Source organism: Pseudomonas sp. GW821-FHT09E04 (assembly GCF_059416185.1).
Map to the genome: position 1 here is coordinate 257,056 of NZ_JBWKOR010000006.1, position 12,956 is coordinate 270,011.

General features: G+C 61.3%; 11 protein-coding genes. All 11 read right to left on the bottom strand.

What is annotated here, in order from left to right:
* Positions 1-41 precede the first annotated feature (41 nt).
* Positions 42-530 (bottom strand): RDD family protein, encoded by a 489-nt coding sequence (locus tag AC07N4_RS22865; protein WP_102621276.1) that lies wholly within the window; start codon positions 528-530, stop codon positions 42-44.
* A 97-nt stretch (positions 531-627) separates the two neighbouring features.
* Positions 628-840 carry a cold-shock protein gene (locus AC07N4_RS22870; RefSeq protein ID WP_007934683.1) on the bottom strand — a complete coding sequence of 71 codons (213 nt, stop codon included), beginning with the start codon at positions 838-840 and terminating at the stop codon, positions 628-630.
* A 404-nt stretch (positions 841-1,244) separates the two neighbouring features.
* Positions 1,245-2,369 (bottom strand): glycine cleavage system aminomethyltransferase GcvT, encoded by a 1,125-nt coding sequence (gene gcvT / locus AC07N4_RS22875; protein WP_493066003.1) that lies wholly within the window; start codon positions 2,367-2,369, stop codon positions 1,245-1,247.
* 51 nt (positions 2,370-2,420) lie between these two features.
* On the bottom strand, positions 2,421-3,797 hold the full coding sequence (locus AC07N4_RS22880; RefSeq protein ID WP_493066002.1) for an L-serine ammonia-lyase: 1,377 nt from the start codon (positions 3,795-3,797) through the stop codon (positions 2,421-2,423).
* 75 nt (positions 3,798-3,872) lie between these two features.
* On the bottom strand, positions 3,873-6,725 hold the full coding sequence (gene gcvP, locus AC07N4_RS22885; RefSeq protein ID WP_493066001.1) for an aminomethyl-transferring glycine dehydrogenase: 2,853 nt from the start codon (positions 6,723-6,725) through the stop codon (positions 3,873-3,875).
* Between the two features lie 10 nt (positions 6,726-6,735).
* Complete coding sequence (gene gcvH / locus AC07N4_RS22890; RefSeq protein ID WP_007951190.1) at positions 6,736-7,119, bottom strand: glycine cleavage system protein GcvH; 384 nt, start codon at positions 7,117-7,119, stop codon at positions 6,736-6,738.
* Positions 7,120-7,424: 305 nt separating this feature from the next.
* Complete coding sequence (gene gcsR, locus AC07N4_RS22895; RefSeq protein WP_085730273.1) at positions 7,425-8,933, bottom strand: transcriptional regulator GcsR; 1,509 nt, start codon at positions 8,931-8,933, stop codon at positions 7,425-7,427.
* A gap of 145 nt (positions 8,934-9,078) precedes the next feature.
* Positions 9,079-9,441 carry a DUF5064 family protein gene (locus tag AC07N4_RS22900; RefSeq protein ID WP_096818279.1) on the bottom strand — a complete coding sequence of 121 codons (363 nt, stop codon included), beginning with the start codon at positions 9,439-9,441 and terminating at the stop codon, positions 9,079-9,081.
* 64 nt (positions 9,442-9,505) lie between these two features.
* A complete protein-coding gene (gene arcC, locus AC07N4_RS22905) occupies positions 9,506-10,435 on the bottom strand; it encodes a carbamate kinase (RefSeq protein ID WP_192558828.1) in 930 nt (309 codons plus the stop codon).
* Between the two features lie 74 nt (positions 10,436-10,509).
* Complete coding sequence (locus AC07N4_RS22910; protein ID WP_096818276.1) at positions 10,510-11,520, bottom strand: ornithine carbamoyltransferase; 1,011 nt, start codon at positions 11,518-11,520, stop codon at positions 10,510-10,512.
* A gap of 174 nt (positions 11,521-11,694) precedes the next feature.
* Positions 11,695-12,951, bottom strand: a complete 1,257-nt coding sequence (arcA, locus tag AC07N4_RS22915) for an arginine deiminase (protein WP_096818274.1) — start codon at positions 12,949-12,951, stop codon at positions 11,695-11,697.
* Positions 12,952-12,956 lie beyond the last annotated feature (5 nt).

A 12,956-nucleotide genomic window follows, 5' to 3' on the forward strand; every position in this document is an offset into this window, starting at 1 on the left:
AAACGCCCCGATTTGATCGGGGCGTTTTTGCATCTGCAGGATTATTTGGCTTTCTTCGGGATCCGCACCAGTTGCGTGTCCGAATAGATGTCATGCCAGGCACGCTTGCGTTTGTCGAACAGCGACCAGAAGAATCCCACGCCCAGGCACAGCCACGACGCAATCGATACCATGAACCGCAGCAGCGCCTGCCACAGGCTGATCGCGGTGCCATCGGCATTCTGTACGCGGATGCCCCACACCTGCATGCCCAGTGTCTGGCCAGCGTGAGTCCAGAACTTGGCGAAGAAGCCAAACAGCACCAGCAGCAACACGGTGGAGTAGAGCGGGTCGCCGTCCAGCTTGCCGGCGTCGGTCAGTACCCGCAGGCGCTCCTCACCGATGATCGCGGCCTGGATCATCTTGTAGATTCCGCCGGTGACGATCAGCAGGGCGGTACACAGCAAGAAGTCATAGAACATCGCTGCCAGACGACGACCCAGGCCAACGGCGGGAAAATCGCCCTGGGGGATGAGCAGGTGTTTCGACATGGCAGCCTCTGGACGGAAAGTGAAGCGCCATTTTACGGATTCGCGCGCACAAAAAAGCCCCTGATATCAATATCAGGGGCTTTTTCGTAACAGAAGATCAGCCTTCGGCTTGTACTTCGTCAGCCTGCATGCCTTTCTGGCCCTGCACAGCCACGAAAGTCACTTTCTGGCCTTCTTTCAGGCTCTTGAAGCCGTTGCCCTGAATAGCGCGGAAATGCACGAACAGATCCGGACCGCTTTCTGGAGTGATAAAACCAAAACCTTTCTCGTCGTTAAACCACTTGACGGTACCGCTCTGACGTTGGGACATTTCTTATTTCCTTTGACGCAAAAATTGATGACAGTCTCTTCCTCATGAAAGAGTACTGGGGCTGGTTGCAGGAGAGTAAGAAGACGTCGAACGGGATGTAGCTAACTTGTAGGCTACTGCCCAGGTCACGATTCCAAGCTGACCCATGCAAACACAGTGGACAAACTCTACGCCAACTACAGGAGGAAAAACAAGCCCCGTGAGGGCCCCGGTTTTCCTGTGCTTGCTGGCAGTTAGTCAGTCCATTAGTCGGGCTTATACGATTAGCTTGTTCAATTGTTTTCGAACGTTATAAGCCAAGTTCATATTCGAATCGAATGTAAAGAAAGTGCACTGTTTTATGGCGATTGCGTTACACATTAGTGCACGCATAACGCAATCGCGTTACTTATAGAAACAGTCAATCAACCACGATAGTAGCGTTGTGGAACGAATGGCATTTTGCTTACAAGCATTTGCACCTTTTTCCCACGAACGATGGCCCAGACTGGCGTGTCGAGTGCGACATAGGCGCTGTCGAGGTAACCCATCGCCAATGGCCCACCCAGAGTCGGACCGAAACCGCCGCTGCACACGCTGCCGATGATCTCGCCGGCTTCGTTGACGATTTCTGCCCCTTCACGGACCGGCGTGCGCTCCTGCGGCAACAGGCCGACGCGTTTGCGCGCGACACCGTTCTGTTGCTGGCTGAAAACCTGTTCTGCACCCGGGAAACCACCGGCACGTGCGCCATCAGCGCGGCGTGGCTTGGAGATGGCCCACAGCAGGCTCGCTTCGATCGGCGTGGTGTCGGTGTTCATGTCGTGGCCGTACAGGCACAGGCCGGCTTCCAGACGCAGCGAGTCACGGGCACCGAGGCCGATGGCGGCCACTTCCGGTTCGGCGAGCAGGGCGCGGGCGAGTTTTTCCGCTTCGGCTGCCGGTACGGAGATTTCGAAACCGTCTTCACCGGTGTAGCCCGAACGGCTGACGAAGCAATCGACGCCCAGCAGTTTCACGCGGGCGAACTGCATGAAGGTCATCTTCGCCACTTCCGGTGCCAGGCGCGCCAGCACGGTCACGGCGGCCGGGCCTTGCAGGGCGAGCAGGGCGCGTTCTTCGAACAATGGCTCGATCTTGCATTGATCGCCGATGTGCTTCTGCAGATGGGCCAGGTCCTGGTCCTTGCACGCGGCGTTGACCACCAGGAACAGTTCGTCGTTGCCCAGGTTGGCGACCATCAGGTCATCAAGGATGCCACCGGTTTCGTTGGTGAACATCGCATAGCGCTGCATGCCCACCGGCAGGTCGATGATGTCCACCGGCACCAGGGTTTCCAGGGCTTTGGTGGCATTGGCGCCGGTCAGGCGGATCTGACCCATGTGCGAGACATCGAACAGCCCGGCCTGCTCACGGGTGTGCTGGTGTTCTTTCATCACGCCCAGCGGGTATTGCACCGGCATGTCGTAGCCGGCGAACGGCACCATGCGGGCGCCGAGTTCGATGTGCAGAGCGTGCAGCGGGGTTTTCGACAGTTGTTCGGTGGACATGCGGGACTCCTTGATTCACACCAACCCTCTCCCGGAGGGAGAGGGGGCTAATTAACACTCGATAATGTTGACCGCCAGACCGCCGCGGGCGGTCTCCTTGTATTTGCTTTTCATGTCGGCGCCGGTCTGGCGCATGGTGCGGATGACCTTGTCGAGGGAGACGAAGTGCTGCCCGTCTCCGCGCATGGCCATGCGCACGGCGTTGATCGCCTTGACCGAGCCCATGGCGTTGCGCTCGATACACGGCACCTGCACCAGCCCGCCAATCGGGTCGCAGGTCAGGCCGAGGTTGTGTTCCATGCCGATTTCAGCGGCGTTTTCCACTTGCTGCACGCTGCCGCCGAGGACTTCGCACAACGCGCCGGCCGCCATCGAGCAGGCCACGCCGACCTCGCCCTGACAGCCGACTTCGGCGCCGGAAATCGAGGCGTTCTCCTTGTACAGAATGCCGATGGCCGCCGCGGTCAGCAGGAAACGCACCACGCCGTCATCGTTGGCGCCGGGAATGAAGCGCATGTAGTAATGCAATACGGCGGGAATAATCCCTGCCGCGCCGTTGGTCGGCGCCGTAACCACGCGCCCGCCATTGGCGTTTTCTTCGTTGACGGCGAGGGCGTAGAGGTTGACCCAGTCCAGCACCGACAACGGGTCGCGCAGCGACGATTCCGGGTTCTTGCACAGTTGCCGGTGCAACGCCGCCGCCCGCCGCTTGACCTTCAGGCCACCCGGCAGAATGCCTTCGTTGCGACAGCCGGCGGCCACGCAGTCCTGCATCACTTGCCAGATTTTCAGCAGGCCGGCGCGGGTTTCCGCTTCCGGGCGCCAGGCGCTTTCGTTGGTCAGCATCACCTGACTGATCGACAGACCGTAGGTGGCGCAGTGACCGAGCAAGTCCTTGGCACTTTTGAACGGGAAGGTCAGCGGTGTGGCGTCTTCGACGATACGGTCGGCTCCGGCCGCATCTTCGTCGACCACAAAACCACCGCCGACCGAGTAGTACTCGCGGCTGCGGATCTGCAATCCCGCCGCATCGAAGGCACGGAAGATCATGCCGTTGGGGTGATAGGCCAACGGCTTGCGGATCATTGCCAGATGTTCTTTTTCGTTGAACGCGATGCTGTGTTCACCGAGCAGGTTCAAACGCCCGCTGCCGCGAATCTGTGCGAGACGTGCGGCGACGGTTTCGGTATCCACGGTATCCGGGTGTTCACCTTCCAGGCCCAGCAACACAGCCTTGTCGCTGCCGTGACCCTTGCCGGTGGCGCCGAGGGATCCGTACAACTCGACCCTGACGCTGGTGGTGGCCGACAACAGGTTTTCCCGGCGCAGGCCTTCGACGAAGCGCGCGGCTGCGCGCATCGGGCCGACGGTGTGGGAGCTGGAGGGGCCGATGCCAATCTTGAACAGGTCGAACACGCTTAACGACATGGTTGTTCTCCGGTTTCTTGTTATAGGCACATCAGGCACGCATGAAAGGGGCGGGCGAACCCGCCCCCTCACAGGTCAAGCGTAGCTTTCGATCGACGGGCAGGCGCAGACCAGGTTGCGGTCGCCGAACACGTTGTCGACGCGACCGACCGGCGGCCAGTACTTGCCTTCGATCAATGACGCCACCGGGTACACCGCTTGCTCGCGGCTGTACGGGTGAGTCCACTCGCCAACCAGCTCTGCAGCGGTGTGCGGTGCGTTCTTCAGCGGGTTGTCGTCCTTGTCCAGCGTGCCGTTTTCCACTGCGCGGATTTCTTCGCGGATGCGGATCATGGCGTCGCAGAAGCGGTCCAGCTCTTCCTTGGATTCACTTTCGGTCGGCTCGATCATCAGCGTGCCGGCCACCGGGAACGACATGGTCGGGGCGTGGAAGCCGAAGTCGATCAGACGCTTGGCCACGTCATCGACGCTGATGCCGCTGCTGTCTTTCAGCGGACGCAGGTCGAGGATGCACTCGTGCGCCACCAGACCGTTGCTGCCGGTGTACAGCACTGGATAGTGCTCTTCCAGGCGACGGGAAATGTAGTTGGCATTGAGGATCGCCAGTTGCGAAGCGCGCTTCAGACCTGCGCCACCCATCATACGAATGTACATCCAGGTGATCGGCAGAATGCTCGCGCTGCCGAACGGTGCTGCGCAGACCGCGCCTTCCTTGCGTTCCATGTGGCCATGGCCCGGCAGGAACGGGGTCAGGTGCGATTTCACGCCGATAGGGCCGACGCCCGGGCCGCCACCGCCGTGGGGGATGCAGAAGGTCTTGTGCAGGTTCAGGTGCGAGACGTCGCCGCCGAATTTGCCCGGTGCGCAGAGGCCGACCATCGCGTTCATGTTGGCGCCGTCGATGTACACCTGGCCGCCGTTGTCATGAATGATGCCGCAGATTTCGCGGATGCCTTCTTCGAACACGCCGTGGGTCGACGGGTAAGTGATCATCAGCGCCGCGAGGTGTTCGCGGTGCTCGATGGCCTTGGCGCGCAGGTCTTCGATGTCCACGTTGCCACGGGCGTCGCAGGCGGTCACGACCACGCGCATGCCGGCCATGTTGGCGGTCGCCGGGTTGGTGCCGTGGGCGGACGACGGGATCAGGCAGATGTCGCGACGGTCTTCGCCACGGCTCTGGTGATAGGCACGGATTGCCAGCAGACCGGCGTATTCACCCTGGGAACCGGCGTTCGGTTGCAGGGAGATCGAGTCGTAACCGGTGGCGGCGCAGAGCATCGCTTCCAGTTCGTCAGTCAGTTGCTGGTAACCGGCGCTTTGCTCGGCCGGGGCGAACGGGTGCAGGGCGCCGAATTCGGCCCAGGTCACCGGGATCATTTCGCTGGCGGCGTTGAGTTTCATGGTGCATGAGCCCAGCGGGATCATGGTGCGATCCAGTGCCAGGTCCTTGTCCGCCAGTTTGCGCAGGTAGCGCATCAGCTCGGTTTCCGAGTGATAACGGTTGAACACCGGGTGGCTGAGGATCGGCGACTGGCGAACCAGTGCGGCTGGAATAGTGCTTGCAGCCGAAGCGGCGAGAGCAGCGAAATCCGGCAGGGTCTTGCCGTCGGCGAACAGGCCCCACAGGGTTTCGATGTCGGCCTGGGTGGTGGTTTCGTCGACCGACAGGCCCAGACGCTGGGCGTCGATCACCCGCAGGTTGATCTGTTGGGCACGAGCCTTGTCGTGCAGCGCGGCAGTTTGCGCGCCGGTGGCCAGGGTCAGGGTGTCGAAGAAGCTGCTTTGCTCGACGGTCACGCCCAGTGCGCTCAGGCCCTTGGCCAGGATCGCGGTCAGGTGATGCACGCGGTTGGCGATCTGGGTCAGGCCTTTCGGGCCGTGGTACACGGCGTACATGCTGGCGATGTTGGCCAGCAGCACTTGCGCGGTGCAGATGTTCGACGTGGCTTTCTCGCGGCGGATGTGTTGCTCGCGGGTCTGCATCGCCAGACGCAGGGCCGGTTTGCCGAAGCGGTCAACCGACACACCGACCAGACGGCCCGGCATGTCGCGCTTGAACGCATCTTTGGTGGAGAAGTAAGCCGCGTGCGGGCCACCGAAGCCCAGCGGTACGCCGAAACGTTGGGCGCTGCCGATGGCCACGTCGGCGCCGAACTCGCCCGGCGGGGTCAGCAGGGTCAGGGCCAGCAGGTCAGCGGCCACGGCGACCAGTGCGTTGGCGGCGTGGAAGCGTTCGGTCAGTTCGCGGTAGTCGAACACATCACCGTTGCTCGCCGGGTATTGCAGCAGTGCGCCGAAGAACGGCGTCACGTCGGTCAGTTCACGCTCGTCGCCGACCACCACTTCAATGCCCAGAGGCTCGGCACGGGTGCGCAGTACGTCGAGGGTTTGCGGGTGGCTGTGGATCGAGGCGAAGAACTGATGGCTGCCCTTGTTCTTGCTCAGGCGTTTGCAGAAGGTCATGGCTTCGGCAGCGGCGGTGGCTTCATCGAGCAGCGAGGCGTTGGCGATCGGCAGGCCGGTGAGGTCGCTGATCAGGGTCTGGAAGTTCAGCAGCGCTTCGAGACGGCCCTGGGAAATTTCTGGCTGGTACGGGGTGTAAGCGGTGTACCAGGCCGGGTTTTCCAGCAGGTTGCGCAGGATCGGCGACGGTGTGTGGCAGTTGTAGTAGCCCTGGCCGATGTAGGTCTTGAACAGTTGGTTCTTGCCGGCGATGCCTTTGATCATCGCCAGGGCATCGGCTTCGCTCAGGCCGTCATCGAGGCCGAGCACGCTGGTGCCCTTGATGCTTTCCGGGATGACGCTGGCGCTCAGGGCTTCCAGCGAGTCGAAGCCGAGGCTGTTGAGCATGGCCTGCTCGTCACCGGCGCGCGGGCCGATGTGACGGGCGATGAATTCATTGGCGGTGCCGAGATTTACTTGGGTCATGTCAGGTTCCTCAGGCTTCGGCTTGGGCTTTGATCAGACGGTCGTAGGCGTCCTGATCCAGCAACTTGGCGACGGCCGAAGCGTCGGCTGGCTTGAAGCGGAAGAACCAGCCTTCGCCCAGCGGATCTTCGTTGACCAGCTCAGGGCTGTCTTCCAGGGCCGGGTTGGTGGCCAGGACTTCACCGTCCAGTGGCATGTAAACGCCGCTGGCGGCTTTTACCGATTCCACGGTGGCGGCTTCGGCGCCTTTCTCGTACGCCTGCAGTTCAGGCAGTTGCACGAACACCACGTCGCCCAAAGCGTTCTGCGCGAAAGCGGTGATGCCAACGGTGACAGAGCCATCGGCTTCGGCGCGCAGCCATTCGTGATCTTCAGTAAAACGCAACTCGCTCATGGAATCTCCTAAGGGCCAGACTCGTCTGGTGGACGCGGTGGAATACTCGGGCGGCAATGCCCTGATTTTATGAGCGGTTACTTAGCAAGAACGCGGCCAACGTAAAAATATCGTTATAAATCAATTAGTTGATTGATTTGTTGGCGGTTGTGATCGAGCACGCTGTAGCGAAATCGCTACAGCTTGGAGCGAAGAAAAAAGCTGAAGCGGATCAAAGCCTTGCACGGCGGTGGCCGAAGGAGGGTGTAGCGATATCGTTCCGCTGTAGCGCTTTCAGTACAGATGGAGGTCGCTTTTGGCGGGATTCAGGCTTTTCCCGGAATCCCGTATTTGCGCAGCCGATGGGCAATCGCCGTGTGTGAGGTCTGCAGGCGGCTGGCCAGTTGGCGGGTCGAGGGGTAGCTGACGTAGAGTTTTTCCAGCAGCGATTTCTCGAACGCCTCCACGGCTTCTTCCAGGCTGTCGACGTCGGTATCGGTCTGGCGTGCCACCGAGGTGCCGGCGATGTCGAGGTCGCCGATGTCCACCAGACTGCTTTCGCAGATGGCGGCGGCGCGGAAGATCACGTTCTGCAATTGCCGCACGTTGCCCGGCCAGCGGTTGCCGAGCAGTGCCGGGTAAGTTCCCGGGGCGAGGCGGCAGACCGGGCGCTGGATCTGCGCGCAGGCCTGCTGCATGAAGTAACGCGCCAACAGCAGAATGTCCTGACCGCGTTCGCGCAACGGCGGCACTTCGACGTTGAGCACGTTGAGGCGATAGAACAGGTCTTCGCGGAACAGGCCTTCGCTGACCATTTTTTCCAGGTCGCGGTGGGTCGCGCTGAGGATGCGCACGTTGACCTTCACTTCGCGATCACCGCCCACCCGGCGGAAGCTGCCATCGTTGAGAAAGCGCAGCAGCTTGGCCTGCAAGTACGGCGACATTTCGCCGATCTCGTCGAGAAACACCGTGCCCTGGTTGGCCAGTTCCATCAGCCCCGGTTTGCCGCCCCGTTGTGCGCCGGTGAAGGCGCCGGGGGCGTAGCCGAACAGTTCGCTCTCGGCGAGGTTCTCCGGCAGGGCCGCGCAGTTCAGCGCCAGAAATGGCGCGCTATGGCGGGTGCTGATGGCGTGGCAGGCGCGGGCTACCAATTCCTTGCCGGTGCCGGTTTCGCCCTGAATCAGCAGTGGCGCATCGAGGGCTGCCACCCGTTGCGCGCGGGCCTTGAGCGTGCGGATCGCCGGGGATTCGCCGAGCAGCGCATCGAAACCTTCGGCATGGTCATGGTGCAGCGCCGAGAGTTGTTCGCCGATGCGGTTCGGTTGATACAGGGTCAGCAGGGCGCCGGCGTCGGTGATCGGCGTGGCGTCCAGCAACAGGGTCTGGCCGTTGACGGTGATTTCCCGCAGTGGCAAGCGGAAGCCTTGTTCCAGCAAGGTTTCGAGCAGGCCGGGATCGTTGAACAGTTCCGAGACGCTTTCACCGGCCGGCTCGCGACCGTACAAGGCGATCAGCGCCGGGTTGGCCAGCAGCACTTTGCCGGCGCTGTCCAGCGCCAGCACCGGGTCGGTCATCGCCGCGAGCAACGCGTCGAGCTGCAAGTGCCGACGCTGACCGGGGAGGATGTCGACCACCACCACGGCCTCCACGCCGCGCACCCGGAACAACGCATCCTTGAGTTCTTCGAGCACTTGCGGGCTGAGGGTCGGGGCGTCGATGTAGACGTTCGGCGGGACCATTTCCACCGCATCCAGATTGAGGTTGCGCCCACCGAGTATCGCCAGGACTTCCTGGGTGATGCCGACGCGGTCGATGAAGCTGACGTGGATACGCATGGGGTGGTTCAGTGTTCTGGAGTACGGAGGGGGGCAAGTATGCCTTGGGGCGGGGCTTCAGGTGAAATCCGACGTGAACTTGCGGCAGGTATGCATCTCCTGTGGGAGCGAGTTCGCTCCCACAATGGATCTGTGGTGTGCGGGGTTACTCGAAATGCTCGGGATTGACCGGATCCCCGGATTTCATATTCAACTGCACACGGATGTCTTCAAACATCAAATCGTAATGCTTGTGAACCGAGCCGATCTGGCTGTGGCTCTTGGGGATGCCGTACTTTTCGGCAATCTGCGTCACGTTGCGAGCGAAGTTGTAGGCCTCTTCCTTGGGCAGGAAGAACGGTTCGTTGACCTCTTTGCCCTGGATGGTTCCAACCAGCCGGAACTGTATCCCTTTGCCTTTTTGCGGATCCTGCGACACCTCGTATTCGAGGCGGATGTTGTAGTTGACGTCATCCTGGGTCAACGCGTGCCGTTCGATGTGCAAGTGACCGGGTTCGAACTGGGCCATGGTGTTCTCTCCTTTCAAGGCATGGGAGAAGGGCAGACCCTGGGTCTGCCCCCGGTATTTCTGGTTATCGGTAGGTGATGCCTGGCGCGGCGGTGCTGACCCGCGTACCGGCGGTGCCCTGGACGATGGCTTCGATGTCCGCCAGCGAACCGATCACCGCAACCTTGCCAGTATGGCGCGCAAATTCACAGGCTGCCTGCACCTTCGGCCCCATGGAGCCGGCAGCGAAGCCCAGGCGTTCGAGTTCGTCCGGGTGAGCCTGGGCGATGGCTTTCTCGGTCGGTTTTTTGAAGTCGATGTACGCCGCGTTGACGTCGGTGGCGATCACCAGCAAGTCGGCTTCCAGTTGTTCGGCGAGCAGCGACGAGCACAGGTCTTTGTCGATCACCGCCTCAATACCTTTGAGGTTGCGCTTCTCGTCATACATGGTCGGGATGCCGCCGCCGCCGGCGCAGATCACGATGCTGCCCTTGTCCAGCAGCCACTTGATCGGGCGGATTTCGAAGATGCGTTTCGGCCGCGGGCTGGCCACCACACGACGGAACTTGTCGCCGTCCGGGGCAATCGCCCAGCCTTTTTCGGCGGCGAGTTTTTCTGCTTCAGCCTTGTCGTAGACCGGGCCGATCGGTTTGGTCGGGTTCTTGAAGGCCGGGTCGTTGGCGTCGACTTCGACCTGGGTGAGCAGGGTGGCGAACGGGACTTCGAAGTCCAGCAGGTTGCCCAGTTCCTGTTCGATGATGTAGCCGATCATGCCTTCGGTTTCGGCACCGAGCACGTCCAGCGGGTAAGGGGTGACGGAGGTGTAGGCGGCTGCCTGCAACGACAGCAGGCCGACTTGCGGGCCATTGCCGTGGGCGATGACCAGTTGGTTGCCGGGATGAATCTTGGCGATTTGCTCGGTGGCGATGCGGATGTTGGCGCGCTGGTTGTCAGCGGTCATCGGCTCACCACGGCGGAGCAGGGCGTTACCGCCCAGAGCTACGACGATACGCATAATGCAGTCCTTTCAGAATTCGGTGAGCCTGCGGGTGCAGCCTTCGGCGGCGCCCGCAGGTCAAAGGTCAACGCTTACAGATCAGCCAGGGTCGACACCAGAATCGCCTTGATGGTGTGCATGCGGTTTTCCGCTTGCTCGAAGGCGATGCAGGCAGGCGACTCGAACACGTCGTCGGTCACTTCGATGCCGTTGGCCAGGTGCGGATACTGCTCGGCGATCTGTTTGCCGACCTTGGTATCGCTGTTGTGGAACGCCGGCAGGCAATGCATGAACTTGGTGCGTGGGTTGCCGGTGGCTTTCATCAGCTCTTTGTTGACCTGATATGGCAGCAGTTGCTGGATACGCTCGGCCCAGGCTTCAACCGGTTCGCCCATCGATACCCAGACGTCGGTGTGGATGAAGTCCACGCCTTTGACGGCGGCTTTCGGGTCGTCAGTCAGGGTGATGCGGGCACCGCTTTCCTCTGCGTATTTCTTGCAGCGATCGACCAGATCGTCGTGGGGCCACAGGGCTTTCGGCGCGCAGATGCGCACGTCCATGCCCAGTTTGGCGCCGACCAGCAGCAGCGAGTTGCCCATGTTGTTGCGGGCGTCGCCCAGGTAGGCGTAGCTGATTTCATGGATCGGCTTGTCGGCGTGCTCACGCATGGTCAGCACGTCGGCGATCATTTGCGTTGGGTGATATTCATCGGTCAGGCCGTTGAACACCGGCACGCCGGCGAACTTGGCCAGCTCTTCGACGATTTCCTGCTTGAAGCCACGGTACTCGATGGCGTCGTACATGCGACCCAGCACGCGGGCTGTGTCCTTCATGCTTTCCTTGTGGCCGATCTGCGAGGAATTCGGGTCGATGTAGGTGACGTTGGCGCCCTGGTCATACGCGGCGACTTCGAACGCGCAACGGGTGCGGGTCGAGGTTTTTTCGAAGATCAGGGCGATGTTGTTGCCCTTCAGGTGTTGTTGCTCGGTGCCGGTGTACTTGGCGCGCTTGAGGTCGCGGGACAGGTCGAGCAGGTAACGCAGCTCACGTGGGGTGTGGTGTTCCAGGCTGAGCAGGTTACGGTTGTGGATGTTGAAAGCCATGATTGATCTCCTTGCCCGACACTGTGAAAGCTACTGCGCTCGGAAATACTGCGTTAAAAACAGGCTCGGAATGCTCATTTACAGCCAGTAAACTCCGCTTCCTCGCCTGTTTTTGCCTTGTCTTTCCTTCGCTCGCTACGCTTTCACAGCGCCGGGTCGTTTTAAGTCAAAAAGTTAGTAGTCGATTGGGTCGCGGACGATCGGGCAAGTCATGCAGTGGCCGCCGCCACGGCCACGGCCCAGTTCGCCGGCGCTGATAGTGATGACCTCGACCCCGGCCTTGCGCAGCAGGGTGTTGGTGTAGGTGTTGCGGTCGTAGCCGATGACCACGCCCGGTTCCACGGCCACCACGTTGTTGCCGTCATCCCATTGCTCGCGTTCGGCGGCGAAGCTGTTGCCGCCGGTTTCGACGACGCGCAGTTCCTTGAGGCCCAATACGTCGGCCACCACCTGGATGAACGACTTGTTCTCTCGGCGCACGTCCAGCCCATAAGGCTTGCTGCTGTCGGGGCGGATGATGAACGGCACGATTTCCTTGACCACTTCCGGGAAGACCGTGACCAGGTCGCGGTCGCAGAAGCTGAACACGGTGTCCAGGTGCATCGCCGCGCGGGATTTCGGCAGGCCGGCGACCACGACTTTTTCCACGGCGCCTTTGGCGAACAACGATTGCGCCAGTTGGCCGATGGCCTGACGCGAAGTGCGCTCGCCCATGCCGATCAACACCACGCCATTGCCGATCGGCATGACGTCACCGCCCTCAAGGGTGGCCTGGCCGTGATCCTTGTCCGGGTCGCCGTACCAGACTTCGAAGTCGGCGTTGGTGAACTCGGGGTGGAATTTGTAGATGGCGGTGGTCAGCAGGGTTTCCTGACGACGGGCCGGCCAGTACATCGGGTTGAGCGTCACACCGCCGTAGATCCAGCAAGTGGTGTCGCGGGTGAACTGGGTGTTGGGCAGCGGTGGCAGCAGGAAGCTGGAGTGGCCCAGGTAATCGCGGTACATCTTGATCACGCTGGAGCCTTCGCTTTCCGGCAGGTCTTCACCGGCCACGCCGCCAATCAGGAACTCGGCGAGCTTGCGTGGCTCCAGGCCTTCGAGCCAGCTGCGCACTTCGTTGGTCAGGCCGACGCCGACGGTGTCGGGGGTGATCTTGCGGTCCAGAATCCATTTCAGCGCTTCGGGGTTGGAAACGATGTCGGTCAGCAGGTTGTGCATTTCCAGCACTTCGATCCCGCGTTCGCGCATCTTGGTCACGAAGTCGAAGTGGTCGCGCTTGGCCTGGTTGACCCAGATGACGTCGTCGAACAGCAGTTCATCGCAGTTGTTCGGGGTCAGCCGCTGATGGGCCAGACCTGGGGAGCAAACCATGACTTTGCGCAGTTTGCCGGCTTCGGAATGGACGCCGTACTTAACTTTTTCCGTGGTCATTTCAG

Bases quoted from the DNA above. Each gene is read 5' to 3' on its own strand.
- gcvT (WP_493066003.1), bottom strand. From the start codon at position 2,369: ATGTCCACCGAACAACTGTCGAAAACCCCGCTGCACGCTCTGCACATC.
- gcvH (WP_007951190.1), bottom strand. From the start codon at position 7,119: ATGAGCGAGTTGCGTTTTACTGAAGATCACGAATGGCTGCGCGCCGAA.
- gcsR (WP_085730273.1), bottom strand. From the start codon at position 8,933: ATGCGTATCCACGTCAGCTTCATCGACCGCGTCGGCATCACCCAGGAA.
- AC07N4_RS22910 (WP_096818276.1), bottom strand. From the start codon at position 11,520: ATGGCTTTCAACATCCACAACCGTAACCTGCTCAGCCTGGAACACCAC.
- arcA (WP_096818274.1), bottom strand. From the start codon at position 12,951: ATGACCACGGAAAAAGTTAAGTACGGCGTCCATTCCGAAGCCGGCAAA.
- AC07N4_RS22870 (WP_007934683.1), bottom strand. From the start codon at position 840: ATGTCCCAACGTCAGAGCGGTACCGTCAAGTGGTTTAACGACGAGAAA.
- gcvP (WP_493066001.1), bottom strand. From the start codon at position 6,725: ATGACCCAAGTAAATCTCGGCACCGCCAATGAATTCATCGCCCGTCAC.
- AC07N4_RS22865 (WP_102621276.1), bottom strand. From the start codon at position 530: ATGTCGAAACACCTGCTCATCCCCCAGGGCGATTTTCCCGCCGTTGGC.
- arcC (WP_192558828.1), bottom strand. From the start codon at position 10,435: ATGCGTATCGTCGTAGCTCTGGGCGGTAACGCCCTGCTCCGCCGTGGT.
- AC07N4_RS22880 (WP_493066002.1), bottom strand. From the start codon at position 3,797: ATGTCGTTAAGCGTGTTCGACCTGTTCAAGATTGGCATCGGCCCCTCC.
- AC07N4_RS22900 (WP_096818279.1), bottom strand. From the start codon at position 9,441: ATGGCCCAGTTCGAACCCGGTCACTTGCACATCGAACGGCACGCGTTG.